Annotated in this window: 23 protein-coding genes; 8 read left to right on the forward strand and 15 right to left on the reverse strand. The window is 29.4% G+C overall.

Annotated features, from left to right (window positions below):
- Window positions 1-3: 3 nt before the first annotated feature.
- Complete coding sequence (locus ACW9UN_RS07425; protein WP_459485363.1) at window positions 4-381, reverse strand: Hpt domain-containing protein; 378 nt, start codon at window positions 379-381, stop codon at window positions 4-6.
- A 672-nt stretch (window positions 382-1,053) separates the two neighbouring features.
- On the opposite strand from ACW9UN_RS07425, the gene ACW9UN_RS07430 reads away from it, so the two are divergent.
- Window positions 1,054-1,443, forward strand: a complete 390-nt coding sequence (locus ACW9UN_RS07430; protein ID WP_459485365.1) for a response regulator — start codon at window positions 1,054-1,056, stop codon at window positions 1,441-1,443.
- A gap of 255 nt (window positions 1,444-1,698) precedes the next feature.
- Here ACW9UN_RS07430 and lon read toward each other — a convergent pair whose 3' ends face one another.
- Window positions 1,699-4,152, reverse strand: a complete 2,454-nt coding sequence (gene lon / locus ACW9UN_RS07435; RefSeq protein ID WP_459485368.1) for an endopeptidase La — start codon at window positions 4,150-4,152, stop codon at window positions 1,699-1,701.
- A 382-nt stretch (window positions 4,153-4,534) separates the two neighbouring features.
- Between lon and ACW9UN_RS07440 the strand changes: the two genes are divergently transcribed.
- From ACW9UN_RS07440 to ACW9UN_RS07455, 4 genes are read left to right on the forward strand one after another with little or no spacing between them, the layout of a single operon-like run.
- On the forward strand, window positions 4,535-5,032 hold the full coding sequence (locus tag ACW9UN_RS07440) for an RNA polymerase sigma factor (RefSeq protein WP_459485369.1): 498 nt from the start codon (window positions 4,535-4,537) through the stop codon (window positions 5,030-5,032).
- The gene (locus ACW9UN_RS07445; protein ID WP_459485371.1) at window positions 5,022-5,546 is read left to right on the forward strand and encodes a hypothetical protein; all 525 of its coding nucleotides are present in this window, start codon (window positions 5,022-5,024) and stop codon (window positions 5,544-5,546) included. Before ACW9UN_RS07440 ends, ACW9UN_RS07445 begins: the two co-directional genes overlap by 11 nt.
- Window positions 5,527-6,612: a hypothetical protein gene (locus ACW9UN_RS07450; protein WP_459485373.1), complete on the forward strand. Its 1,086-nt coding sequence runs from the start codon at window positions 5,527-5,529 to the stop codon at window positions 6,610-6,612. Before ACW9UN_RS07445 ends, ACW9UN_RS07450 begins: the two co-directional genes overlap by 20 nt.
- A 26-nt stretch (window positions 6,613-6,638) precedes the next feature.
- Window positions 6,639-7,373 carry a head GIN domain-containing protein gene (locus tag ACW9UN_RS07455; RefSeq protein WP_459485374.1) on the forward strand — a complete coding sequence of 245 codons (735 nt, stop codon included), beginning with the start codon at window positions 6,639-6,641 and terminating at the stop codon, window positions 7,371-7,373.
- Between the two features lie 118 nt (window positions 7,374-7,491).
- Here ACW9UN_RS07455 and ACW9UN_RS07460 read toward each other — a convergent pair whose 3' ends face one another.
- The 5 genes from ACW9UN_RS07460 to ACW9UN_RS07480 all read right to left on the reverse strand — a co-directional run bounded on the left by ACW9UN_RS07460 (window position 7,492) and on the right by ACW9UN_RS07480 (window position 12,917).
- Window positions 7,492-7,614 carry a hypothetical protein gene (locus tag ACW9UN_RS07460; protein ID WP_459485376.1) on the reverse strand — a complete coding sequence of 41 codons (123 nt, stop codon included), beginning with the start codon at window positions 7,612-7,614 and terminating at the stop codon, window positions 7,492-7,494.
- A 71-nt stretch (window positions 7,615-7,685) separates the two neighbouring features.
- On the reverse strand, window positions 7,686-9,050 hold the full coding sequence (hemN, locus tag ACW9UN_RS07465; RefSeq protein ID WP_459485377.1) for an oxygen-independent coproporphyrinogen III oxidase: 1,365 nt from the start codon (window positions 9,048-9,050) through the stop codon (window positions 7,686-7,688).
- A 122-nt stretch (window positions 9,051-9,172) separates the two neighbouring features.
- Window positions 9,173-9,871 (reverse strand): purine-nucleoside phosphorylase, encoded by a 699-nt coding sequence (gene deoD, locus ACW9UN_RS07470; protein ID WP_459485378.1) that lies wholly within the window; start codon window positions 9,869-9,871, stop codon window positions 9,173-9,175.
- A 2-nt stretch (window positions 9,872-9,873) separates the two neighbouring features.
- A complete protein-coding gene (gene deoC, locus ACW9UN_RS07475; protein ID WP_459485380.1) occupies window positions 9,874-10,539 on the reverse strand; it encodes a deoxyribose-phosphate aldolase in 666 nt (221 codons plus the stop codon).
- Entirely contained in the window at window positions 10,536-12,917 is a 2,382-nt protein-coding gene (locus tag ACW9UN_RS07480) for a heavy metal translocating P-type ATPase (RefSeq protein WP_459485381.1), read from the reverse strand. The genes deoC and ACW9UN_RS07480 overlap by 4 nt, the downstream gene beginning before the upstream one ends.
- A gap of 103 nt (window positions 12,918-13,020) precedes the next feature.
- Between ACW9UN_RS07480 and ACW9UN_RS07485 the strand changes: the two genes are divergently transcribed.
- The gene (locus tag ACW9UN_RS07485; RefSeq protein ID WP_459485383.1) at window positions 13,021-13,707 is read left to right on the forward strand and encodes a Crp/Fnr family transcriptional regulator; all 687 of its coding nucleotides are present in this window, start codon (window positions 13,021-13,023) and stop codon (window positions 13,705-13,707) included.
- Window position 13,708: 1 nt separating this feature from the next.
- Here ACW9UN_RS07485 and tamL read toward each other — a convergent pair whose 3' ends face one another.
- Window positions 13,709-15,997: a translocation and assembly module lipoprotein TamL gene (gene tamL, locus ACW9UN_RS07490; protein WP_459485384.1), complete on the reverse strand. Its 2,289-nt coding sequence runs from the start codon at window positions 15,995-15,997 to the stop codon at window positions 13,709-13,711.
- A gap of 3 nt (window positions 15,998-16,000) precedes the next feature.
- Window positions 16,001-20,959: a translocation/assembly module TamB domain-containing protein gene (locus tag ACW9UN_RS07495; RefSeq protein ID WP_459485386.1), complete on the reverse strand. Its 4,959-nt coding sequence runs from the start codon at window positions 20,957-20,959 to the stop codon at window positions 16,001-16,003.
- A 243-nt stretch (window positions 20,960-21,202) separates the two neighbouring features.
- Here ACW9UN_RS07495 and ACW9UN_RS07500 point away from each other — a divergent pair, with 243 nt between their 5' ends.
- A complete protein-coding gene (locus tag ACW9UN_RS07500; RefSeq protein ID WP_459485387.1) occupies window positions 21,203-21,853 on the forward strand; it encodes a peptidoglycan-binding domain-containing protein in 651 nt (216 codons plus the stop codon).
- Between the two features lie 113 nt (window positions 21,854-21,966).
- Here the strand turns inward: ACW9UN_RS07500 and ACW9UN_RS07505 are convergent, their stop codons facing one another.
- The 6 genes from ACW9UN_RS07505 to ACW9UN_RS07530 all read right to left on the reverse strand — a co-directional run bounded on the left by ACW9UN_RS07505 (window position 21,967) and on the right by ACW9UN_RS07530 (window position 25,785).
- Window positions 21,967-22,203: a hypothetical protein gene (locus tag ACW9UN_RS07505; protein WP_459485389.1), complete on the reverse strand. Its 237-nt coding sequence runs from the start codon at window positions 22,201-22,203 to the stop codon at window positions 21,967-21,969.
- A 5-nt stretch (window positions 22,204-22,208) separates the two neighbouring features.
- Window positions 22,209-22,331, reverse strand: a complete 123-nt coding sequence (locus ACW9UN_RS07510; RefSeq protein WP_459485391.1) for a hypothetical protein — start codon at window positions 22,329-22,331, stop codon at window positions 22,209-22,211.
- A gap of 76 nt (window positions 22,332-22,407) precedes the next feature.
- A complete protein-coding gene (locus ACW9UN_RS07515) occupies window positions 22,408-23,025 on the reverse strand; it encodes a hypothetical protein (RefSeq protein ID WP_459485393.1) in 618 nt (205 codons plus the stop codon).
- A gap of 34 nt (window positions 23,026-23,059) precedes the next feature.
- Entirely contained in the window at window positions 23,060-24,067 is a 1,008-nt protein-coding gene (locus ACW9UN_RS07520; RefSeq protein WP_459485395.1) for a serine hydrolase domain-containing protein, read from the reverse strand.
- Between the two features lie 66 nt (window positions 24,068-24,133).
- Complete coding sequence (locus tag ACW9UN_RS07525; protein ID WP_459485398.1) at window positions 24,134-25,180, reverse strand: acyltransferase family protein; 1,047 nt, start codon at window positions 25,178-25,180, stop codon at window positions 24,134-24,136.
- Window positions 25,181-25,191: 11 nt separating this feature from the next.
- Window positions 25,192-25,785, reverse strand: a complete 594-nt coding sequence (locus tag ACW9UN_RS07530; RefSeq protein ID WP_459485400.1) for an ankyrin repeat domain-containing protein — start codon at window positions 25,783-25,785, stop codon at window positions 25,192-25,194.
- Between the two features lie 349 nt (window positions 25,786-26,134).
- Between ACW9UN_RS07530 and ACW9UN_RS07535 the strand changes: the two genes are divergently transcribed.
- The gene (locus ACW9UN_RS07535) at window positions 26,135-26,485 is read left to right on the forward strand and encodes an ISAon1 family transposase N-terminal region protein (protein ID WP_459485403.1); all 351 of its coding nucleotides are present in this window, start codon (window positions 26,135-26,137) and stop codon (window positions 26,483-26,485) included.
- The last annotated feature ends 14 nt before the right edge of the window (window positions 26,486-26,499 follow it).

Raw genomic sequence — 26,499 nt, forward strand, 5'->3', positions numbered from 1 at the left:
TTATTATTTTAAGTTATAATCACTTTTCAATTCATTAACAACCTCATTCGAAAAAGTGTTGCATTTTTCTATAACAACTTTAAGAGCTGCTTTACCTAATGTATCTAATTCTTTTTCATTTAACTTTAAAAGTTGTTCTTCTAACTTAAAAGCACCAAAAAAATGTACAGTAGGTTTAATTTTATGGACTTCGTTTTTAATTTTTAGACTGTCATTGTCTAAAAAAGCAGCGTTAAGTTCTTTGATAAATTTTGGTACCTGATCAATAAAAACTTTAATCATATTCAAGACTAAATCTTTATTGCCTCGACACATCGTATCAACATCTTTAAGATTGTAAGATTTGATTTTTGAAAAGTGAGAATCTGGGGGTAAATTCATAGTAGTAACTGTTTAATTCTTTGTCCTATAAATATAGTATTTAAATTTTAAAAGCCTCTTAGTTCTTTTAAAATAAAAATTTACAAGTGTATTATCTATCATAACTTTGCATAAATACAACTAAAATTTTAACTAGTTTTATAAAGTTTATCAGTGTATTTTAAAATACAAACCAAATTAAAGGATAAATATCTCTAAAAAAAAGAGAATTTATTTCTAATTTTAAAAAATGTTTCTTTTTACAGATCAACAAAGAAAATATTGACTGATATTTTTAAGTTCGTATAAACAAGTGCTAAAAGACTTGCTATGGCTTTTTTTTGAAGTAATTATCATAATTAATAATATTGGGGAATACTTAGATAAAGATAGTATTTTTTTTGAAAAAGAAAAGCAATCGTATTAAAAATGCTAAAAAATTAAATTTTTGTAACTTCTAAAATAATAACTTTTTTAAGATTTTGTAAACTAATTTGTATTTTACTTTTTTAAATTCTTACTTTTATTAAGTAAATATTGTGCTACAAAAATAGAGCAAACTAGAGGCGTATATTTTAGTATGCAATTTTATGTGATACAAATAAGCTTTAAAGGCTGAAACATTGTATTTATACAAAAAAAATAAATTTTTATTTTAAACACTTTAATATAAACAGATACTCCACTAAAAAAATGACAGATAATGATAATATCAATTTAAAAGGAAAAAAAGTACTCGTTGTTGATGATAGTATGATGAACAGAATGGTTGTGAGTGTTATACTAAACGATCTAGGAGTAATTGTTTCTGAGGCTGAAGATGGTGAACAAGCGATAAGCTTTTTAGAAAATAACGCTTCTGATTTAATTTTAATGGATCTTAAAATGCCCGTCTTAAATGGTTTTCAAGCTACAGAAATTATTAGACAAAAAATGAATTTGAAGACTCCTATTATTGCTTTAACAGCAAACTCTGTGCAAGAAGAAAAAGAAAAATGTATTGCATTAGGCATGAACCACTACCTTTCTAAACCTTATGATAGAGATGTTTTTATTGATATGGTTTACAATTACATTCTTTAAATTTAATGTATACTGATTGTACTATATCTTTTTTAATTTTTTATAGATTTATTTTACTTACACTTCTTAGTTTAGTACAAAAAAATGAGACTGTTTGAAAAATATTAAAATTTGTCATCTCGACTGTAATGGAGAAATCTTATTTATTGATAATTAACAAACACATAGATTTTTCGACTTCGCTCAAAATGACATCCAAAACTACTTTTCAGACAGCCTCACGTTACTTTTTTAATTTTTAGATAAAATATTTTCTCAATCTAACTTCTTAGCATTCTTCACTTTCTGTTTTGTTAAAGCAATATCAATTACCTGTTTCATATCGGAAACATAATGGAAAGTTAATCCTTTTAAATAGTGTTCTTTAATTTCTAAAATGTCTTTTCTATTATCTTCACAAAGAATTATTTCTTTAATATTTGCTCTTTTAGCAGCCAATATTTTTTCTTTAATTCCGCCAACAGGCAACACTTTTCCACGTAAAGTAATCTCGCCAGTCATTGCTAATTTACTCTTAACTTTTCTTTGTGTATACGAAGAAATTAAAGAAGTTAACATGGTAATACCAGCACTTGGTCCATCTTTAGGAGTTGCGCCTTCTGGTACGTGAATATGCACATTATATTTCTCTAAAACTTCTGGGTTTATACCAAATTCTTCAGCATTCGATTTTATATATTGCAGAGCAATGGTTGCAGATTCTTTCATTACAGTTCCTAGATTACCTGTAATAGAAAGCGATCCTTTACCTTTAGATAAAATAGACTCTATAAATAAAATATCACCACCAACAGAAGTCCAAGCCAAACCTGTAACTACACCAGCAACATCATTGGTTTCATATTTACCCCTGTTTCTTGGTGTTCCTAAAATTTCTTCTACTTTTTCTGATGATAAACTTACCTCATATTCTTCTTCTAAAGCAATACTTTTGGCTGCAAAACGCACCACTTTAGCTACTTGCTTTTCTAAACCACGAACACCAGATTCGCGAGTATATCCTTCTACAATTTGCTCTATTTGTTTTTTACCTAATTTTAAATCTTTGGTAGTTAAACCATGTTCTTTTAATTGTTTAGGCAGTAAATGTCTTTTGGCAATTTCTACTTTTTCTTCAATAGTATAACCTGTAACATTTATAATTTCCATTCTATCTCGTAAAGCCCAAGGAATTTGTCCTAAATTATTAGCTGTTGCTATAAAAAGTACTTTAGATAAATCGTAACCAACTTCTAAATAATTATCGTAAAAAGCTTCATTTTGTTCAGGATCTAAAACTTCTAACATGGCAGAAGATGGATCTCCTTGATGACTTTGTCCTAACTTATCAATCTCGTCCAAAACAAAAACTGGGTTTGATGTTCCTGCCTTTTTTAGGTTCTGAATTAAACGCCCAGGCATTGCACCAATATATGTTTTTCTGTGACCTCTAATTTCAGCTTCGTCACGTAAACCACCTAAAGACATTCTTACATATTTACGTCCTAAAGATTCTGCTATCGATTTTCCTAACGAAGTTTTACCAACTCCAGGAGGCCCATACAAACAGATAATTGGCGATTTCATATCGTTTCTTAACTTTAAAACGGCCAAATGTTCTATAATTCTTTCTTTTACTTTTTCTAATCCAAAGTGGTCTCTGTCTAAAACTTTAGTGGCGTGTTTTAAATCGAATTTATCTTTTGAGAAAATTCCCCAAGGCAATTCTAATAACAACTCTAAGTAACTTCTTTGCACACCATATTCAGCAGCTTGCGGATTCATTCTTTTTAAGCGGTTCAGCTCTTTTTCAAAAGTTTCTCCTACTTCTTTACTCCACTTTTTAGTTTTGGCTTGCTTGCGCATTTCTTCCAATTCTTGATCGTTAGAAACACCTCCTAATTCTTCTTGAATGGTTTTTAATTGCTGATTTAAATAATATTCACGTTGTTGTTGATCTAAATCTTCTCGAGTTTTAGACTGAATATCGTTACGCAATTGTAATTTTTGCAGCTCTTTGTTTAAGTTTTTAAGTGTTAACAATGCTCGTTCTTTTAGATTGTCTTTTTCTAAAATCACTTGTTTTTGCATCACGCTTAAATCCATATTTGATGCTATAAAGTTCACCAAAAACGTGTTTGATTTTATGTTTTTTATAGCAAAAGAAGCTTCACTTGGTAACATTGGGTTTTCTTTAATTACCTCTAAAGCCTGTTCTTTTATAGAATCAATTATTGCATCGAATTCTTTTTTATCAATAATTTCTCTATCTTCTACAGCCTCTTTTACAGTTGCCATTAAGTAAGGCTCGTTTTGTACTAATTCATCAACTTTAAAACGTTTTTTACCTTGAATGATTACAGTTGTATTGCCATCTGGCATTTTTAAAACACGTAAAATCTGCGCAACAACACCTGTAGTATGAATGTCGTTTAATTTCGGAATTTCTTCTTCTTCATTACGCTGTGCAACCACGCCAATTATTTTATTGCCTTTATTGGCATCTTTAATCAATTGAATTGACTTGTCTCTACCCGCTGTAATTGGTATAACAACACCAGGAAACAAAACGGTGTTTTTTAGAGGCAATATTGGTAAAATATCAGGCACATTCTCGTTATTAATGATTTCTTCATCTTCTGGAGTCATCAACGGAATTAATTCTGAATCTTCATTTATCATGTCTTGAAAAGACAAACTGTCTAACTTTATAATTTTTGATTTACTCATGTGTTATTTATCTGTCATTCTGACATTGATTGAATTTTAAAACGCAAATCAACATCATTTTTTTAAAACTAAATAATTGATAATCAAAAATATAATAATGTATTTTAATTATCTGTATATAGTAAGACAATTCTTATGCCAAAACTATTTTTTATCTACATAAAACAAATTGATGCGTTTACATCAACTTTAAAATAAAACTTAATGAACTTATGCAGTTGTTTCGTCTTGCTAAATCAAAAAATATTACATTTATTTATCAAAAACTGTCACAACTCAAAGATTGCTTTGTCATTATCATAGAAGTTTTTAATTGAACACTAATCAACCACATATAGTCAACCTTTTAAAACGCTGCAAATCGTCGGATAAGAATGCGCAGTTGAAAATTTACAATGCTTATTATAAAGCAATGTACAACTCAGCATATCGGATATTAAAAGACTCTTTTGAAGCAGAAGATATAATGCAAGAAGCTTTTTTAACAGCTTTTACCAAACTGCATATGTATAAAGGAGAAGTTGCTTTTGGGGCTTGGTTAAAACGAATTGTGATTAACAAAAGTTTATCGCAATTAAAGAAAAACAATCGTTATAACGATTTAAAAATGGAAGTTTTACCTAAAGATGAAATTGAAGATGATTCTATTAGTTACACAAGTTTAAACCCGAAAATGGTTTTACAAACTTTACAGGGTTTAAAAGATAATTATAGAATTGTGCTTACTTTAAATTTAGTAGAAGGGTATGATTATGAAGAGATTGCACAAATTTTAAATTATACCAACGAAAATGTAAGAACCACAGTGTCTAGGGCAAAGAAAAAATTAAAGCAAGTTTTACTTGCAGAAAAAATAAAAACAAAAGTATATGAAAGATAAATTAGATCAGTTTTTTTCTGAAAATGATTTTGATTTTCAAGAACCACATTTTACACATTTAGAGCGTTTTGAACGAAAACTAAATCAACGTAAAACAACAAATAAAACCTCATGGAAATGGTTATCAATTGCAGCATCAATAGTATTGGTAATTGGTTTTTGGTTGGGTAGTAATCATCAAAAAAAAGAGCTAGGATTGGCAGATGTATCTCCAAAAATGGAAGAAGTGCAAAACTACTTTGTAACCACAATACAAACTAGTTTAAGAAATATAGAAAGTAATAGAAGTTTAGAAACAGAAACTCTTATTGAAGAGGCGCTAGACGCTTTAGAAGAATTAGAAGAAGAATATACAGTTTTTAAAACCGAACTAAATATTGCTGAAAACCAAGCAAAAGTAATTAGCTCTATGATTAACAACTACCAACAAAGACTTCAAATTTTAGAAAACGTATTACTACAAATAGAACAAATAAAAAACCCTAATCTTTTAAATGATGACATATATATATAAAATTACCTACCTATTTTTACTCATCCCCTTTTTTGCATTGGCAAATATTGATGGTAAAAAAGAAGAAAAAAGTAAAAAAATTACGAAAGAGTATACTGTTAGTAGCGATGCAAAAGTAGCTATAAGTAACAAATATGGTAACTTAAATATTGTTACTTGGAGTAAAAACAGAGTAGAGTTTGAAATTTTAATTACTGTAAAAGGTAATGATTTAGACGATGTTGAAGAAAAACTTGAAAGTATTGATGTTGAATTTGAAAATGCTACAAATTACATAGCTGCAACAACAATTTTAGAAAAAAATCAAAGCAGTTGGTCTTTTTGGAAAAAAAGTAGCAATTTAAGTTACAAAATTAACTACAAAGTAAAAATACCAAATACCAGCACTGTAGATTTAAAAAACGATTATGGTAGTATTTATTTAGGTAATTTATCGGGTATAGCAAATATTAATTGCGATTATGGTAAAATAATTGTCGGTAATTTAACTGCAAACAATAATACTATTAACCTAGATTATTGCTCATCATCTACTATAGATTTTATAAAAAGTGGTGATATTAATGTTGATTATTCAAAAATCACTATTGATAAAGCCGAAGATTTAAATATTAATGAAGATTACTCTACAATTAAAGTAGGTAAAACAGAAAATATTTCTTTTAATGCAGATTATGGATCAATAAGTATCGAGGATGCTATAAATGTAAACGGAAATTCTGATTATGCTAGTATGCGTTTAGGTACAATTTATAAAAATTTAGACATCGAAACCGATTATGGAGGTATTTCTATAAAAAGATTGGCCAAAGATTTTGAGAGTGTTTTGATTGACGGGCAGTATGCTGGCATTAAAATTGGCGTAGATGAAGATGCTAATTTTAACTTTATTTTAGATTTGCAATATGCAGGTTTTAGTTATGATGATGATAAAGTAGAGTTCTCTAAAAAAATCTCAAAAAATTCTAAAAAATATTATGAAGGTTCATTTGGCAATGCAAATACCAATGCTAAAATTAAAATAAAATCGCAATATGGTGGAGTTTCCATCAAAGAAAACTTCTAAAAAAAAATCAACTTAAAAATAAAATTATGCTTAAAAAAATTACATTTACAATACTTACCATTACTTTTTGCTTATCTGCAAACGCACAAGATTGGTGGGGAAACAGTAAAAAGATAAAAGGAAATGGCAAGGTAATTACAACAACTAGAACTACTTCTGAATACGATGCAATTGGTGTTGGCGGTTCTTTTGATGTAATACTAATCAAGGGTAAAGAAGGAAATATTACCATTGAAGGAGAAGAGAACATTGTGTCTTATGTTGAAACCGAAGTTCAAGGAAACACACTAAAAATAAGATATAAAAAAAACACCACTATTAAAACTACAAAAAAGTTAACAGTAACAGTAACTTACCAAAATGTAGATGCCATATCTTTGGGTGGTTCTGGTAATATTACCTGTAAAGGCACTTTAAAAACAGACGAGTTAAAAACCTCTTTAGGTGGTTCTGGTAATATTACTTTAGCTGTAGAGGCTAATGAAGTTACTGCAAATATTGGAGGTTCTGGAAACATTAAATTAGCAGGTACCTCAAACAATTTTACATGCTCAATTGCAGGCTCTGGAAGTATAAAAGCTTACGACTTAAAAATCGAAAACTTAAGTGCAACTATTGCAGGTTCTGGAAGTATAAGAACTACTGTAAATAGTAAAATTAAAGCAAAAGTTGTAGGTTCTGGAAGTATTTATTACAAAGGAAACCCAACAAATATCGATACAAAATCTGTAGGCTCTGGTGATATTATTGATAGAAACTAACAAAAACAACTTATAAATCAAGAAAACATATTATTGAAAACTAAACTTGATAATAATATAAAAATCGTCTAGAGATTTCTCTTTAGACGATTTTTTGTTTTGATAAATTTTGTTTTTTTTAGATAATTGCACCAAAAATAAAAATGACACTTATAATTAAAATGGTAAGTTTTAAAGATGCATCAATTAATCTTTGTTTAACAATTAGTTCTCTGAGGTGTTTAATTTTACTGTTTTTCATGACTGGGGGATTTTAATTTGATATAAATTTAATTAAATCAAACTTTTTATCCAAATAAAAAATGAAAAAAATCATATTGTCATAGAAAAAACCTTGTCTTTTAACTTTTTTTGATGCATTTTTTTATCAAAAGCCATACAAATATTCCGTACAAAAGGTCTTGCGTGCTTTGGCACAGTTAAAGCATTTTTATCTATTTTAACCAAGCCATCTTGCTCTAATTCTTGCAGCAAGGCCAAATGAGTAGTTATATTTGTAATTTGAGTTGTTGGTTTATCCCAAGAAGTATAAAAATTACACATAATATTTAAAATATGTTTTCTAATAATTTCATCTTCTTTAGATAACATATGTCCGCGAAAAACAGGAATTTCACCTTCACTTACAATTTTCTGATATTCTTTTACCGTTTTTACATTTTGCGCAAACCCATACCAAGAATCTGAAATGGCAGACATGCCTAAACCAATCATTAATTGTGTTTTATTTGGGGTGTATCCCATAAAATTTCTATGCAAGGTTTTGTTTATTGTTGCTTTATACAAACTATCTGTTTTTAAAGCAAAATGATCCATACCAATTTCTTCGTATCCTAACTCTGCAAAAAGCTGTTTTCCAATTTCGTAGAGTTTTCTTTTTTCATCATCTTTTGGCAAATCATTTTCATTAAAACCTCTTTGTCCTACACCTTTTACCCAAGGCACATGTGCATAACTGTAAAACGAAATTCTGTCTGGTTGCAACTCTTTGGTTTTGTTAATCGTAAAAATTACATTTTCTTTAGTTTGATGTGGAAGCCCGAAAATTAAATCGTGACTTACAGAAGTATACCCAATTTCTCTAGCCCATTTGGTTACCTTTTCTACGGCTTCAAAAGGTTGCACTCTATGAATTGCTTTTTGTACTTTTTCATTATAATCTTGTACACCATAGCTAACCCTATCAAAACCGCAGTTGTACAAAGTTAGTAGTTGTGCTTTTGTAGTATTGTTTGGATGACCTTCGAAACTAAATTCTGCATCTGCATGTGGTATTGCCGATTCAAAAATACCGTCCATCAAAAATTTTAAGTTTTCTTTAGAGAAAAAAGTTGGTGTACCTCCACCCAGATGCAACTCTTTAATTATAGGCGTTTCAGTAAACTCAGTAACATATAATTGCCATTCTTTTAAAACTGTTTCAATATACTCTTCCTCTACCTCATGTCTTTTTGTAATGTGTTTATGGCAGGCGCAAAACGTGCACAAACTCTCACAAAATGGCAAATGAATATATACACTTATCCCTTCTTTTTGATTACTTTCTACAAATGATTTTTGAAAGCTTGCTTTCCAATTTTCTTTGGTAAAAGAGGTTGCATCCCAAAAAGGAACAGTGGGATAACTGGTATATCTTGGTCCTGGAACATTATATTTTTGAATTAGTGATGTTTTCATTTGTTTTTGATATTTTTTGTTTTTTGGCACAATTCTTTTTGCCACGAATTCTCGAATTTTATCCCAATAGAAAATTTTACTAAGATTTGTTGACTGTGCTCTAAATAACAGAGAAATTAAAATTATGCTAGTTCTAATGCAATTTCTATCATTTCTTTAAATGTAATTTCTCTTTCTTCGGCAGAAGTTCTTTCTCCTGTAACTAAACTATCTGAAATTGTTAGAATAGATAGTGCGTTTACATTGTGTTTGGCAGCAATGGTATACAAACCATTGGTTTCCATTTCTACACATAAAACACCATAATCTGCCCATTTTTTATAACTATCAAAATCATCTGCATAAAATTCATCCGAACTTAAAATATTGCCCGCTTTTATAGGAATCCCTTGATTTTCGGCAACTTTAACGGCTTTTTGAAATAATGAAAAACTAGCAGTTGGGGCGTAATCTGCACCATTAAAACGAATGGTATTTAAGCCTGAATTGGTTGAGGCAGCCATAGCAATAACAATATCTCTAATTTTTACTTGCTTTTGATAAGAACCTGCTGAGCCTACTCGAATTAAATTTTTTACGCCATAATCGTTAATCAATTCATGGGCGTAAATTAAAGTTGATGGAATTCCCATTCCTGTACCTTGAACAGATATTCTTTTTCCTTTATACGTTCCTGTAAAGCCTAACATTCCACGAACATCGTTGTATTTTACAATATCTGTTAAGAAAAAATCTACAATCCATTTTGCTCTCATAGGATCGCCAGGTAATAATACTGTTTCTGCAATTTCTCCTTGTTTTGCTTCAATATGCACACTCATACTTAATACTCATTTTTGTTGGAAACACCTGTTTTTACCAAAGCAACTCCAGAGGAAGTACCTAATCTTTTTACCCCCATTTTTATATATTTTTGGGCTGTTGCCACATCACGAATTCCACCAGCTGCTTTTATTTGCGCTTTCTCTTTTACAATTTCTTTCATTAATTGCACATCACCTAAAGTAGCACCACCTGTACCAAAACCTGTAGATGTTTTTACAAAATCTGCACCTGCACTTACTGCCAATTCACACGCTTTTTGAATCTGTGTTTTAGTTAAATAACAGTTTTCAAAAATTACTTTTAACGTATTATTAGCAATAGCTTCTTTAATTTGCTTTATTTCGCTCTTTACATAAGCAAAATCACCATCAATTAATTTACCTATATTGATAACCATATCTATTTCTGATGCTCCTTTTTCAATACAGTTTTTAGCCTCAAACACCTTTGCTTCAGTTGACATAGCCCCTAAAGGAAAACCAATAACCGCAGCTACTTTTACCTCAGAATTTTCTAATTCATTTTTTGCCAAGGCTACATAACTGCTGTTTACACAAACAGCATAGAAACTGTAGGTTTTTGCTTCTTCACATAACTTAATAATTTGTGCTTTTGTAGCAGTAGCTTTCAATAAAGTATGATCTATATATGGATTAATTTTCATTTTTTATTTAGTTTTTTTCCTAAAATATTGGTTGAAATTGTGGTGAATACCACAATACTTATAGAACTTAAAGGCATTAATATAGCAGCAATAACTGGCATCAGTTGACCTGTAATTGCAAAATATAAACCTACTACATTATAACATAAAGACAATACAAAACAATATTTAATAATAGATATAGCTTTTTTTGATGCTCCTAAAAATAGCCCTATTTTATGAAATTGAGAAGCATCTAAAATAGCATCGCATGCAGGTGAAAACACATTAATATTTTCTGACAATGCAATACCCACATCACTTTGTGCTAATGCTCCTGCATCATTTAAACCATCGCCTATCATAGCTACTTTTTTATTTTTTTGCTGTAGTGCCTCAACCACATGTAGTTTATCATTTGGTTTTTGATTGAACAATAAAGTTGTTTTTTGAGGTAATTTATTGGATAAAAATTCACGTTCTCCTTCGTTATCTCCAGAAACAACAGCCAGTTCATATTCTGGATGTAATGTATTAAAAATTTCTTGAACACCTTTTCTGTAAGTGTTTTTAAATGTAAATTTTCCTTTATAATCTTCGTTTAAACTAATATGAACAGAAGTATCAAAAGATAACTTTGCATCATCATTTTTAACAAAAGAAGCCGAACCTATTTTTAATTTTTCTTGTTGATATTTTACTTCTATACCTTGCCCTACAACCTCTTTATAACTTGTAATTGGTAAAGTATCAACATCAGAAAAAGTGTTGTATAACATTCTGCTTAAAGGATGGTTTGATGCTCGTAAACCACTTTTTAAAATACTTTTTTGTTGTAGATTTAAAGATGATCCATCGTAAGAAATATTACTTTTTACATTTGTGGTTAAGGTGCCTGTTTTATCAAAAATTAAAGAATTAATGGTTGCCAATTGTTCAATTACTGTGGCATTTTTTAAATAAAACTTTTGCTTACCAAAAATACGTAATAAATTACCAAAAGTAAAAGGAGCCGCTAATGCAATTGCACAAGGACAAGCAATAATTAAAACCGCTGTAAAAACGTTTAATGCAATACTAGCATCAACAAATAACCAATATATTGTAGCTACCAATGCAATAGATAGCACAATAATTGTAAAATGCTTGCTAATTTTATCTGTAAGTGTTTTAAAATTAGAGGTTTTGTCTTTCTGAAAAACATCATTACTCCACAATTGTGTTAAGTAACTTTGTGATACCGAAGCCAAAACTTCCATCTCTAAAATACCAGAAAGTTGTTTTCCGCCCGCAAATAACTTATCACCAGATTTTTTAGAAACAGGTTCAGCTTCACCCGTTACAAAACTATAATCGATATTAGCATTTCCGTTGATTAAAATTCCGTCTACAGGTATTAATTCTTGATTTCTAATTAAAAGCCTATCCCCTTTTTCGACCTCGTAAATTTGTACATTTTCTTCTTTTTGATTCGCCACAATTCTTGTAACCGCAATTGGAAAATACGATTTATAATCGCGTTCAAAAGATAAGAAACTATAGGTTTTTTGTTGAAAGAATTTACCCAATAAAAGAAAGAAAATTAAGCCTGTTAAACTATCAAAAAAACCGGTACCTAAATCTAAAATAATTTCGGTTGTACTTCTTATAAACAATACTGTAATACCTAAAGCAATAGGCACATCTATATTTAAAATTTTAGAACGTAACCCCTTGTATGCAGAAACAAAATAATCGTTGCCTGCATAAAAAACAACAGGTAAAGAAAAGAAAAACATTAGCCACCTAAAGACATTTTTATACTTTTCTATCCAAAAACCACTTACCTCAAAATACTCTGGAAATGAAAGAAACATTACATTGCCAAAAGCAAAACCTGCAATTCCTAATTTATAAATTAAGCTTCTATCTACTTTATTTTTTCCTGCTTCATAATCTTCTAAACTAATGTAAGGTTCGTAACCAATAGAACTTAACAACAAAACCACTTCTTTTAATGTTATGGTTTCTGAATTGTAAGAAACTCTAACTTTTTTCTTTGGAAAATCTACCTGAGAAGTACTAATTTTTGGGTTTAATTTGTGTAAATTTTCTAACACCCAAATGCAAGAACTACAATGAATGTGAGGTATATATAATGTTACTATTTGTGTATTACCATCGTTAAAATCTAGTAATTTTTCAATGATTTGTGGGTTTTCTAAAAAATCATATTTCCCTTGAATTTCTGTAGGAACTGCGCCCGGATTTTCTTGAAAATCGTAATAACAAGTTAAGTCGTTTTCAGAAAAAATTTCATAAACAGTTTTACAACCATTACAACAGAAATTTTTATCATCTACTTTAATGATATCATCTTTACAAGAATCTCCACAATGGTAACAATGTGTAGTCTTCATATTTACTCTTTTGCCTGATACAAATTTCCGTTAAGATTTTAGTTTAAAATATGATTATTATCAGTTTTTCAATATCTTTGAAACTTATAAATAAGACCAAATAATGGGTAAATGTGACCAATGTATTGTACGCCAATTTAATTCGTTAAAACATCTTTCTAAAGATGAATTGATTAGAATTTCTGCTTGTAAAACCTCTAAAATCATTAAAAAAGGAGAGCCTTTATTTGAAGAAGGAGATCATATTAATGGTATTTTTTGTATTAAAGATGGGGTTTGTAAGATTTCTAAAATGAGTGAAAATGGAAAAAATCAAATTGTTAGCTTGGTACAACGTGGTGATTTAATTGGTGAAAGAAGTTTAATTTCTGACGAAGTTTCTAATTTAAACGCGGTAGCTATTGACGATATGGAGGTTTGTTTTATACCAAAAGAAGAAATTATTAATGATTTAGAAAAAAACCCAAACTTTACAATGGACGTGCTAAAAACCATGGCCAATTCTTTAAAAAAGGCTGATAATATTATTGTAGATATGGCACAAAAGAGCGTAAAACAACGGTTAGCAGAAACACTTTTAAAATTAGAAGATAAATTTGGTACAAACGAAATGGGGGCTATAAACGTTCATTTATCTAGAGAGGATATTGCTAATATTATTGGCACAGCTACTGAATCTGCAATTCGTTTGCTTTCTAGTTTAAAGAAAAGTGGTTCAATTACTTTCTTAAAAAAAGACATTAAGATTTTAAATAAAAGCGAGTTGGTAAAGATTTCTAATGGGTTTTAATTTAGAAAGAATAACCAATTGCAAAGTTTAAAACAGGTGCATCTAATTGAAAATCTAAACGTTTTCCTGCTGCTAAACTGGGGTCGTTAAATGGTGCTGCCAAATCAAAACGAATCACAAAACCCTGTACATCAATTCGTAAACCAATTCCTGCACCAATACCTAATTCATTTATAAAATTAGAGGTAAATTTATCTGTAGGCGCTCCATTTTCATCATTAAAAGTTTCGTTAGTAACTGAATTCCACACATTACCAGCATCAACAAAAACAGCACCTTTAAAGAATGAGTAAATAGGAAAACGATATTCTATATTTGCCTCTAATCTAATATTACCTGTTCTATCAAAAAAAGTAGTATTATCCTCTGCGTTTCCACTATATGTACCAGGCCCTAAAGATCTTGTATTAAAGGCTCTTACACTGTATGGCCCACCAGAAAAGTATTGTTTTACAAATGGTATTACATCTGAATTTCCATAAGCATAACCATATCCTGCAAAAAATCTTGTAGCTATTTTTTGATTGTTATTATTTCCAAAATTAAAGTGATATCTAAAATCAACATCTGCTTTTGCAAATTGTGCATATTGCAAACCTAAAAACTCTTTTGCAGCACCCTCTTCTTTTTCTTTACCAAATAAACTGATGGAATTTCCTGCAATATCTAAAGTAGCGTTTACAAAAAACTGATGATTTTGTTGGTTTATCATTTCGTTATAAGTAAATGAAAATGTGAGGCCAGATATAAATTGTTGATTGAAACTTTCTTCTAAAAAAGGATTATTGTCTAAGATGGTTTCAAAAGCAGCTGTTGTATTAGATAAGCTTGAGTAATTTAATGATATAGGATTAATTTCGTAGGTAATATACTTATTAGCATCCCAAATATACCCAAAAAGTGCAGAACCCGATGATAAGGTGTAGAGCTGACTTCTACTTAAATAAGTAGCACTTAAACTTGTTTTGGTTTTTGGTATTGAGTATTCAAAAAAATCTTCTTTAAACCTAAAAGGAGCAATTACTCTAGGAAAAATTAATTCTGATTTTATACCTAATTCTAAACTACTTAAACCAGTAGTATTACCATTTGCTAACTGTGTTTCGTAACCTACAGTGCCTGTAATATTTAAGGTTTCGCCACCTTTAAACAAGTTTCTGTTGCTAAAGGTAACACCTAATGTAGGCCCAGCAAAATTGTTAGATTTGGTAACGGCTTGCAACTCTGCACGTATTGCACGTTTTGTTAAAGGCGATAAAAAAATATTGGCCTCTAGAGCTCCTTTATCATCATTTGCAATAGTATCAATTTCATTATACTGAATGTTTACATACTTATATGCACCAATTGTAGATAAACGTCTTGCTGTATTCTTTGATTTTTCTGGATTATAATATTCGCCTTTTTTTAAAGTGATGAAATCGTTTAAATACTTTGGTTTAAACGCAATTTGATTTTGATAATATTTTTTACCATCAAAACGAGTATATTTACCTGTAATTGAGTCTTTTAAATTATAATCTGGATATACATTTATATTTTTTAAAACATAAGGTACTATAGACTTTTTAGGTACTTTAGCTTTTAACTTTAAAAATAAATCGAACTTTTTATTACTATATTGATTGGTATCTGCCTCAAAAATTAAAAAACTTGAATTGAAATTGTAAAAACCTTCTTTTTTAAGCGCAGCATCTATTCTTTCTCTTTCAAATTTAAAATTGTTTAAATCGAAACGCATATTTTTCTCGAAAGGTGTTTGTACACTAATTTTTTTAATAGCTCCATAAATTGGAGCTGCCATACTATCTACTTTAAAATTTTGCATTTTGTAAGGTGCAGGTATTTTTAAGTTGTATGTAGCTGAAACTCTTTTTTGTTTTTCCTGAAAAGATGATACCACAGAGCTGTAAAAAAAACCGTTATTTTCTAGTCTATTTCTTAAAATATCTTCTACTTCAACCAAATTAACGTCTGACTGATATACGGGCTTTTGACCAAATTTTTTATACAACCATTTGTTTAAAAAATTAGGGTTTTCTTTTTTGTTTTTATAAAAATAATATACCCCCAAGTTCATCCCTAAAAACTTTGTATTCGGCTTTGGTCTTATAACATTTTGTAAATTTTCTTTTAGTTTGCTCTTTTTTTGTATAGAAGAATCTGCCTCTATTTCTATTTTTGAACCAGTATACAAACGCTTACCTTCTGGTATAAATTTATTTATACTACAAGAGCATATCAATATTAATAATAGTACAATAAATGGTGTTGCAACAATTTTTCTCAAAGCTTACTCTTTTTCTTTTTTACTACTTTTATTTTCTTTTTTTGCACTTACTTTTTCAACGGTATTCTTTTTTTTATCCTGCTCATTTTTATCATTTTGATTTCTTTGAGATTGAGGCCTAAAAATGGCATTCCACATTTCGTTAAATTCATTAAACTCTTGGGTAAAAATTAATGCTATTCCGCTTACAATAGTCTGTCCGTCTATAATATTTTCAAATTCGTTTTTTCTAAATCCTTTTACACGATACCTGCCATCTTCTGTAATTTTGTACTCTAAAGTTACATTACCAATAACTGGAGTTTGTTGGTTTGTTGCATTGGTACCTTGTAAATCTAAGTCGCTACCAACTCTTACTGTTAAGCGCTCGTTAAAAAGTTTTTTTTGTGCGGTAACTCCTAATTGTGTTCGGTCTGTTGGAGAATTGCCTTGATAATCTGTATAACTATTTAAATCGAAATTAAGTTCGATACCAGTTTTGCCTAAAATTTTATCAGAAAAAGCATTTAATTGTCCTGAAACTGCATCATTTAAATTATCTCTAGCAATTGTTGCAAAACCTCCAGAACTACCATCGCTACCAGAGTTTGGATAAAATCGATTTAAAACCAACAAAGAAAAAACTTGTTTATTGAGCTCTTCTTCTTGCTGGTTTACTTGTTGAACTCTGCTATATACTTGCCCACCAATGGCACCTTGTTGGTCTTCTGGCATATCTAAATTAAAAGAAATTTTGGGTTGTAGCAATTCTCCATCAATATTTAAGTATACATTAAAAGGCAATACTTGTTTAAATTTATTTTTAATTGATGGATCTTCATTCGAAATTTGTGCTGCCATCAATGGCGATGCTGATGTTTCTAATTTATAAATTGCTTTTACATCTAATTTGGCGTCAAAAGGATTGCCAGACCAAGAAATTCGACCTCCTGGCGCTAATAAGAATTTTCTATTTACCAATTGATATAAATTCAATTCATAATGACCTTGCGATATTTCATAAATTCCTGATAAAGATATATTACCATTTGGTAACATGTTAAAAATCAAATCTCCATCACCAGAAACATTAAAATTATCTCCAGTTTCTTCATCAATAACTACAGTTACTTTGGCTTCTTTATCAATTTTTAATTGTGTTGAAATATCAAAACCTGTAATTGTTGCAGTTTGTTGTTCGGTTTCGGTTAAAATAGCATCAGGATTTTTTCTATTTACAAAAACAACTACGTTATCTCTATTTTCTACGGTTGCGTAAGATGTAGGCAATACGTAATTAACATTGGTTTCTTTGCCTAAAGTTATATTTGCTGATAATTTAGGGATTTGTAAATCTCCTGTTAAATTTGCATTGACATTAAAAGAGGCAATACCATAAAGTGATGGATTATCTTCTTTTGTAGCGTTTAAAACTCTAAAGTTTTTTGCGCTTAGCTTTACATCAAATTGAGGGTTTATAAAAGATTTGGTTAAAATTTTACCAGAAAGTTTTAGGGTGTTTTTCTTTGCATCTAAAACTAAAAAATTATCTAAATAAAAACCGTTATTGTCCACTCGTAATTTTTCGTCTTTTAAGGTAAATTTTGTGTTTAATTTTGTGATGTTAAAGGTTGCATCCTTGAAATTTAAATTGCCATTATAATTAGGATTAGACGTTTTACCATCAACAGTAAAATTACCAGAAAACGAACCACTAGTTTCTTTTATTTCGCCCAAAGAAAGTGTATTTAAGGCTTTCATTTTAAAAGTATTTAGTTGAATTGATAGATTTAAGTTGGCATCTTTATTTTGTACAAAATAGTCTCCTGTTACATCTACATCTATATCGCCTTCTTTTAAGGTTGCATTAAAATCGTATGTATTATCTCCTAAAGATTTACCATTTATAGATAGTTTTCCAAAATCGGTTTTTAGGAACTTTAATTGATTAACACTTAAATCTGCTATAATACCAGTATTCTTAAACGGATTTTGTAAAACAAATTGGCCGCTTAAAACACCTGTTGCTACTTCTTTATTCGGATTTAAATAATTAAAAATCTCGTTTATTTTAAAATTGTTGTAATCAATTGCTACATGTTCTTTGGTTATTTTATCTAATTTATCTGTAATTTCTATTGATTGATTGGCTTTTGTAATTTTAAAGTCTGTAAACTGTAATTTATTGTTCTGTAAAACTATTTTATTAGATGCTGGTATTGACCAAAATCTTTTATTTAGTATTAGGTTTTTAGAATTTACGGATAATTGAAGGCTATCTCTACTCCCTGTTATTTTAGAGTTTACATATAACAAAGTGTCTGCTTTATACATACCAGAAAAATTTAAAGACAACTCATTATTTACCTGATTACCAGTTATTACTGTTTTAGGAATGTACAACGGATTTGCTTTTATATCTTTAAACCCCAATTTAAAATTAAAGTTTTCCTGATCTGTTGACATTGTAAAAGCCAAACTATCTAATTCGTTACCACTATAATTAATATGTGGTGCAGTGATGTTGGCATTTAACTTTCTTTGCATTTCGTTAAAATGGACAGCAATATTAATGGTATCTACATCTTTTACATTTACTAAAAACACTTCTTTTAACAATGTTGTTTGTGCTATTTTACCCTGTAATTTTAACTCAACAGGATTTAATATGGTGTCTTTTCTTTTAAAATCTCTATAAAAATAACTTGAAATATGATGTTGTAAAACTTCACTAAATTCTGTTGGACTTGCATTAGATTGCAGCTTTGCCTCAATCATTTTATTTTTTAACACAAATGCTGTAGTGTCTTTGTCTATATACGTTTCTGAAAGTATTTCGCCTAACAAATAACTTCTATTATCGTATACAATTGTACCATTTTTTACGTTAGTATTAATTTTATATTTCTCTAAATTTCCATTAAAATTTAATGAAATATCCATACCTGCTTTTACCTTGCGCTGCATAAAACCTAGGGCTTCTAAATCTGCCCCAATTACATCAACATTTACAGTTGCTTTTGTATTAATGGTATCTAAATTAAACATTCCGTCTAAATTTATATTCAAGTTTTTATCTTTATAATTAGACGTTAAGTTTCCTTTTCCTTTTTTTAAATTGGCTTTAATGTTTACATCTTTTAGTGCATAATTTTTCAATTTAAAATCTGTAATTTTTGCTTCTAAAATGGCATTGAGATTGTTTATTGTTTTTCCACTTCCTTTAGCATAAAAATCCAAACTAATTTCACCCAATTGATTGTTGTTTAGCAACTCATCTACTTTATAATTTTTGATGTTAATTTCGGTGTGATAATCTAGTATTTTTTTATTTTTAAACTCACCTTTTGCTTCTATATTTCCTTGAGTAGAATGTAGCTTTAAGTTTGCTTTTACCATATCTAATGATCCTTCTAAACTACCAAAAACTTTAATTTGTTTAGGAAAATTAAGCCCTAAACTGTCTTCATTTACAAAATTCAATACATCATTTTTAGTTGTTTTAGCTTTAAAATCAGCTAAATTTACTTTTAATAATTTAGGCTTTGACACATTATGAATTGTACCATTAACAGCTACTTTGCTAGAGTTTCCCCAATTTATAGTAGCATTAGTTAAATTAATTTTAGAAAGCGTTCCGTTTGCAGCAATACTTGCATTAGTTGGTTTTTTATAGATTGTATTTATATATGCATTATTACGTAAAGTAGGTTGCAATTTCAACAACTCTTTTAAATTAAAGGTAATTGATGGTATATCTGCAAAAACTGTAGTTTTTTCTGGAGCATTTATAAACTCTGAAATTGATTTGTAATGCAATTTAACATTACCCTTTATACTATTTTTATTTAGTGAAAAGTATAAATTATTTAAGGCTAATTTTTGATTTGAAAAAGTAGTGCTAAAGGTGAAATTATCTAAATTTAATCCTGAACTTTCTTTAAAATTAAACGTATTTACAACTAAGCCTCCGCTTTTATTTTTATAATTAATAGACGATGCGTTTAGGTTAAATTTCTGAATAGCAATGGCATTAACATTAAACTTATCTGTTTGTAATACAGCATCATCAACAAGATAATGTATCGCATTATTTTGTAAATCAAATTTTCCAAGCTGTAAAGTAAGGTTTGGTAATTGAAACTGTTTTTTTACTGTTGAAGTATTTGAAGGACTCGTTTTTGTTTTTACAGTAATTTTTGATTTTTTTAAAGCAATCTCATCAATATTAAAAATATTTTGGTTGGCATCTAATATGGAATGAATAGCGGAAAAATCAACTACATTTAAGTCAGTAATAAGTTGATTATTAACATCTTCATAATATACGTTAGCGTTTTTTAATTTGATGTTTTCTGCTGATAAATACGGTAATCTTGACGGCTTTTTAGAAGTTTGTTCTACTGGTTTTTGAATGTATTTGATTTTGGAATTTGATAAATAAATTTCGTTTATTTCAAAAACCATATTTGTGACATCAATTTTTTTTACACTTGTGCTTAGTTGACCAACTTTGTTAGCACTTTCAATTCCTGAAGGAATATCAATATAATTTACATCAATTTCTGTAAGATTAACATTACCTATAACGATGTTTGATGCTGTAACTGTGGTATCTTTTGTAGGTTTTTCATTACTTTTTTCTGATGCAAAAGCATCTATTAAAAATTGAAAGTTGTATCCAGAGATGGTATCTTTTCTAATAATATTAGCTTTTAAACCATTCCACTTTAAATCATCAACTCCAAAAGCTGTTCCTCTAATCATTTCTAAAAGAGGTAGATTGGCTTCTAAAGATTTAGAATACACTAAAGTATCGCCTTTTTTATCCTCTAAAAATAACCCATCAATTTTAAGGTTTCCGTTAAAAGTAATGAATGCTTTATCAACCTCAAACTTCGTATTTGTTTTATCAGAAACATAATTTGTGAACTCATTTATAATGATGTTTTGCCCCCAAGAACTTCTAATAAATAGGATCATTAAAAGTAAAAACACAAGAACCCCGATTAAAAAACGGAAAATTCGTTTTAAAAATAAATACTTTTTCTTATTGTTTTTTTCGGTATTCAATTTGGTAAACATTATAATCACAAATATACAGTAGTGTAACACCAAAATTTACTTTTATTGCTTTAGATATTAACTCTTTTGCGCAGATTAGATGTGGTTAAAAAAGATTTCCTACATTTGTTTTACTAGCTGATAAACATATCTCTAACCATCATGAAACAAATCATCATCTTTTTACTTTTGGTAATAGCTTCTTTAATTGCCTATGGAGTTTATAGTGATTATAAACGATACAATGCGCCTGAAGTTAATTACAAAACCAAAAAAAATATTGATCTTACTTATCATAACAAGGATCTTTTGTTCAGTTATTACAAAGCTATTGAAGATTTAAATAGTTATGTAATGTTACAATGGTCTGCCAACAAAATTGATGTAAGAACGCCTGAAGATGATACTATTGAAACAAAATTGGCTGTTGAAACTTATGCTACTAAACTAGCAAGAGTAAATTATTATGAAGCTATTTTGCAAAATTCTTTACAATTAAAAAATAATGGTCTTAGTAATACCGAAATTAAATTTATAGAAGAAAAAGGTTTTTCTCTAAAAGACTACCATAGAAAACTAAAAAACGATCAGATAAAAGCGCTTTTTAACCCGAATAATAAATTATACAATGGTTCAAAAAATGCTATTGTTTACGAAGTACAAAAAGAGCTAAACAACAGGGGTTTTACAATTAAAATTGATGGTGTTTACAGGGCAGAAACTTTAAACGCTATCAAACAATTTGAAGAAAAAAACAAGCTATTTGCTGATGGTTTGTTAGATAAACTTACTCTTGCCATTTTGTTTGAATAAGAATACTATACCCAAAAATGTTGTGCCAAATAACGTTGCTTCAATTTTAGAAACTATTGCTAAAGCTTTCTAGAACTTCTTATTTTTAGCTTTTTAACCAATCCTCATATATTTTATGGCGCTTCAATTCCAATTTCAATTACGGAAGCAAGTCCGATATTTGCAATCATTCCACTAGCAAAAACTAAGCCAACGCAAATGATTCCAAAAACAGAGGCTAAAATAGAAAGATTGGGTAAATCATCTTTTATTTTTTGATGAATTGCAACCACTAATACAGCAAGTAAAATTCCTAATAAAACATAACTTATTAAGTTTATTGTTGATAGCAATACATAGTTATCCGTCAAGAAATTTAATTTTCAATGTCTGTTGCGTTTGCTTTTGGATACTCTAATAGTGCACCATAAACGATAAAGGCTATGATGTAAATTAATCCGAGTGAAATTGAACAAATTCCACCAAGCTTTTGTATCATTTTTGTATTCATAAATGTAAATTATAGCTTATTAATAGGTATGTGAATTGGGGGAATTCACTATTTATAATTCAGCTTAAAACCAGCTAAATCCTATTCCTACATTAAAGATTACTGCATCTCTTTGGGCATCACCATCTAAAGAAGCATGACCCAAAACTAATTTAGATTGCACATTAAGTGCAAAGTTTTTCTTTTTATACATTTCGTAACCTGAACTTACCATTACAGCAGTACCAAAATTCCAATCGTCATTTACATCCTCTTTAATGTCATATAATGCTGGGGAGTCTATGGCTAAACCAACACCTCCATGAATCCACCATTTATCTTTTACCCAATATTGTACAGAAGGAATGAACCCTCCAAAATTTCTGTCATTATCTTGAAATTCATAAATATTTCCAGGCATAGATATGGTAATCGCAAATTTTTCATTTAACATATAACCGAATTTTAGATCTGGAAAAACAAAAGTTCCTTGAGATTTGTCAAACGTTTGAATACCCTCACTATCTTCAATACTGATAATACCTCCACCAACTACGAATTCAAACATGAATCCTTCTCTTTGAGTTGTTGTTTCTGAATTTGTCTTTTGTGCGTAAGTTATACTAGATAATAATGCAAAGGCTACACAAGCCGTTTTTACTAAAATTTGTTTTTTGATTGTTTTCATTTTAATTGATTTCATAATTGTTTGTTTTTTTTGATGGTTTAAATTGATGTTATTTTTGTTTTTTTAAAATTTTATAAATTCTTTTATTGATAATTTCTGATAAGTTCCAATTATACAATTTTGGGTCAGTGGTGTTGTAAAAAGCAATAATTACAGCATCAATATCTTTGTAATATTTTGCAAAACTTTGGTAACCAGGCACCCAACCAGAATGTTCAAATTGGTAAATAGAAGCATATATTTCTTGTTCTCCTTCTTCAAAAACAGATCCATTGTTTAAGGCTCTTAGAAAAATACCCACATCTTCTGCTGTGGCATGCATGCCATAATCGTTTGTTTTTATATCATGAGCGTATCCAAGATGATAACCACTCATCACACTATCTAAATTCACTTCTTTGAGAGAGCTAAACGTATTTTTAAGACCTAAAGGGTTTAAAATTTCTTCTTTAATAAATTGAAAATTGCCATAGCCTAATTCGTTATCCATTATTTTATTGATGAATAAATAATTTGTATTACAATATTCATAGTCTTCACCAGGCTTAAAATTTGCTGGTTTTCCTTCTATTAGTGCCAAACTTTCTTCAAAAGTTTCAGTAGGAGCTTCCCAAAATTTTGGAGCATCCGTAAAGTTAGGAATACCACTTTTATGCTGAATCATCTGTCTTAATGTAATTTTATCTGCGTATTCTATTTTATCCTTTAATTCAGGTAAATAATCTGCAACAGTTTTATCCAAAGAAAGTCGACCTTGATTTACAAGTTTTGTAACAGCAACTGCATCATACAACTTGCTAATACTAGCTATTTTAAATAGCGCTTTAGGTTTTGCAGGTGTTTTAGTTTCTCGATTATGCCAGCCAGAAGTATAATGTTTTGGTTCTTTATCTGTTTGGTCTATATAAACAATCATTCCTTCAAAATCATAATCTAAAGCTTCTTCTAATTGTTCTTGAATGGTATCTGGAAGAGGTTTTCCCCAAGCCTTAACTAAAGTCCAAGGCACAAAGGTTAAGGAGAATAAACTAGCAAGTATAAACAGTATTTTAAGCATTTTTTTTAGATATTTTTTTTTCATTAGATGACGATATTTTAAATTGTATTGATATAAGATAAGTGTTTACCATTTTAAACCAAAAAAAGGTTTTAAAACTGCAACTCTTTTTAGGATGAATTCGTACACAAGAAAACAGGTAATAAATGTAAATGCAGTTATCCCTATAAATTTTAACATAGGATGAAGATCTAAAGGCAGAATTAATAATGCACCTGCATATAAGACAAACATGTGAATAATATAAACAGGATATACAGCTGCACTTAAGTAACTTAATAATGCACTTGGTTTATTAAGGTAGCCATAACCCAGCCCAAAAACACCTAAAATCCAAGAAATAGATTCTACAGAGGTTACATACATATTTGATATGGATTGAAATCCTGTAAAACGAATTAAAAATAATGTTGCAGCTATGCTGATGTAGATCCACTTCCATTTTAAAACTGTTTGCCAAAATACATTACCACAGTAAACCAACAGAAAACCAAAAAAGAATGCAAGAAGACCGATAAAAAATCCATGCCAGTTTTGTGCATACATTTCAAATAATTGAGGTTTTACAAAAAACACTTCTAACATAAAGAAAACGGATATTGCTAATGGACCTAAAGCATAACGCATCATTTTTTGAATAGCTTTCTTAAATTTTCCGTTTTCATTGTTTTTTAAATAGAAAAACACAGGCGATAACAGCAGCACATAAGCAAATATGTTACCTAAAAACCATAAATGACCACTATCTGGAAAATAACTTAAAGGCATATTATAATACTCTTGAAAAATATACATATGCAAAGGTGTAATTGCAAAATATCCGAACACAAATGGAACTAAAATTCGTTTGGCACGCTCTATACATAACTGTTTAAAATTTCTTTTTTTCATCGCAAAAAACAATCCCATTCCTGATACAAAAAATAATAAAGGAATTCTCCATACATTAAGCATTGTCATTGGTTTCCACAATCCTTCTAAGGCTTCTTCACTTCTTATAAAACCTATAAACATTGCCCAAGGTTGAAAAATAATGGCTATGTGATAAATCAATAATAACCCAATTGCGATTACTCTTAGCCAATCAATATCGTATCTTCTTTCTGTTGTCATCTTATGTTTGTTTACTCTAGCGTCATTGCTACAACAGGACGTGCTTTTTGCAATTCATCTAAATCTAATGTAAATCCCATTGGTTTTAATTGCAGTATTAGCATTTCGTAAATAGGCTTCATTTGAGCGAAATCACCCTTAACAATTTCCTGTGGAGTTGCTCCAAAATTATTACGTACAGTTTTGTCTGCTTTCGCATCAATTAATAATTGTACAATTTCTATACGTCCAAAAAATGCTGCAGTATGCAAAGCTGTACCTCCATCATTATTTTTTATCGTTAAATCTGCATCAGCATTCATTAAAGTTTTAGCAATTTCTGTTTGATTAAAAGTGGCTGCAGACATTAAAGGTGTAGAACCAGACATTGGTTCTTTTTGGTTGATGTCAGTTCCAGCTTCAATATGTTGTTTAACGGCTTCTAAATTTCCAGTTAATACAGCTGCATGGATATCAATAGTTGGTTTGGTTATCGTTTTTGATGTTTCTTTTAAAGAGTTTGTATCTGTCTTTTGGTTGGATTGCACACACGAACTTGTTAATAAAAGAATTAAGAATACGATTAAAGTTGTAATTCTGATAGCAGTAATTGTAAGTAATTTCATCATAAATATTTTAAAGATTAATAACTTTGTTTTTGTTGATGCAAATATCCAACAAGAATCAAAATTCCTTTAAACCCTTATGAAGCCTAATGTGTAAAGTTTGATGATAGATTGAAAATTATGACGCAGATCTATAAATTATGACGCAAATAGCAGTTTTTGGTCAAGAATTTAGAATTATAAAACGTTACGTTTAAAATAAAAATTGATACATTTGGAATAGCATAAAACAACATGTCTCAGATCTCGAAAAAAGCAAAATTTATAGCACATGCAGAAGTGGGATCAACACCAAAAGTTGTGGAGTACAGATAAAAAGCAGAACTTTGATATTTAAAATATTTAAGGTTTGGAGATTTCAATTGATGTTATAAAATTATTATTACCAGAAGTTTTAGTAAATTACTTTAAACTTACCAAGTATGAAGTTAAACAAGAAGAACTTCATTTCTATTTTACGGAGTTAAATACAGTTCCTGAAGAATTTAAAGGATTAAAACTAAGCTCTAAAGGCTTCTTTCCAGAAGCTACTATTCAAGATTTTCCAATTCGAGGTAAAAAGGTTTTTCTACATGTTATTAGACGACGTTGGGTTGAGGAAAATTCTAAAAAAGTAGTGACAAGAGATTGGCAATTAGTAGCAAAAGGCACTAGAATTACAAGTGAATTTGCTGCTTTTTTAAAACAGATCAGTCAGTAATAATGCTGTTAGCA

The sequence above is a fragment of the Polaribacter litoreus genome (assembly GCF_054584775.1).

Excerpts from the sequence above, each read along its gene's own strand:
- deoD (WP_459485378.1), bottom strand. The coding sequence starts at position 9,871 with ATGAGTGTGCATATTGAAGCAAAACAAGGAGAAATTGCAGAAACAGTA.
- ACW9UN_RS07430 (WP_459485365.1), top strand. The coding sequence starts at position 1,054 with ATGACAGATAATGATAATATCAATTTAAAAGGAAAAAAAGTACTCGTT.
- ACW9UN_RS07530 (WP_459485400.1), bottom strand. The coding sequence starts at position 25,785 with ATGAAATTACTTACAATTACTGCTATCAGAATTACAACTTTAATCGTA.
- ACW9UN_RS07525 (WP_459485398.1), bottom strand. The coding sequence starts at position 25,180 with ATGACAACAGAAAGAAGATACGATATTGATTGGCTAAGAGTAATCGCA.
- ACW9UN_RS07460 (WP_459485376.1), bottom strand. The coding sequence starts at position 7,614 with ATGAAAAACAGTAAAATTAAACACCTCAGAGAACTAATTGTTAAACAA.
- ACW9UN_RS07510 (WP_459485391.1), bottom strand. The coding sequence starts at position 22,331 with ATGATACAAAAGCTTGGTGGAATTTGTTCAATTTCACTCGGATTAATT.
- ACW9UN_RS07515 (WP_459485393.1), bottom strand. The coding sequence starts at position 23,025 with ATGAAATCAATTAAAATGAAAACAATCAAAAAACAAATTTTAGTAAAA.
- ACW9UN_RS07455 (WP_459485374.1), top strand. The coding sequence starts at position 6,639 with ATGCTTAAAAAAATTACATTTACAATACTTACCATTACTTTTTGCTTA.
- ACW9UN_RS07450 (WP_459485373.1), top strand. The coding sequence starts at position 5,527 with ATGATGACATATATATATAAAATTACCTACCTATTTTTACTCATCCCC.
- ACW9UN_RS07480 (WP_459485381.1), bottom strand. The coding sequence starts at position 12,917 with ATGAAGACTACACATTGTTACCATTGTGGAGATTCTTGTAAAGATGAT.
- hemN (WP_459485377.1), bottom strand. The coding sequence starts at position 9,050 with ATGAAAACATCACTAATTCAAAAATATAATGTTCCAGGACCAAGATAT.
- ACW9UN_RS07520 (WP_459485395.1), bottom strand. The coding sequence starts at position 24,067 with ATGCTTAAAATACTGTTTATACTTGCTAGTTTATTCTCCTTAACCTTT.
- ACW9UN_RS07500 (WP_459485387.1), top strand. The coding sequence starts at position 21,203 with ATGAAACAAATCATCATCTTTTTACTTTTGGTAATAGCTTCTTTAATT.
- ACW9UN_RS07445 (WP_459485371.1), top strand. The coding sequence starts at position 5,022 with ATGAAAGATAAATTAGATCAGTTTTTTTCTGAAAATGATTTTGATTTT.
- ACW9UN_RS07495 (WP_459485386.1), bottom strand. The coding sequence starts at position 20,959 with ATGATCCTATTTATTAGAAGTTCTTGGGGGCAAAACATCATTATAAAT.
- lon (WP_459485368.1), bottom strand. The coding sequence starts at position 4,152 with ATGAGTAAATCAAAAATTATAAAGTTAGACAGTTTGTCTTTTCAAGAC.
- ACW9UN_RS07485 (WP_459485383.1), top strand. The coding sequence starts at position 13,021 with ATGGGTAAATGTGACCAATGTATTGTACGCCAATTTAATTCGTTAAAA.
- deoC (WP_459485380.1), bottom strand. The coding sequence starts at position 10,539 with ATGAAAATTAATCCATATATAGATCATACTTTATTGAAAGCTACTGCT.
- ACW9UN_RS07425 (WP_459485363.1), bottom strand. The coding sequence starts at position 381 with ATGAATTTACCCCCAGATTCTCACTTTTCAAAAATCAAATCTTACAAT.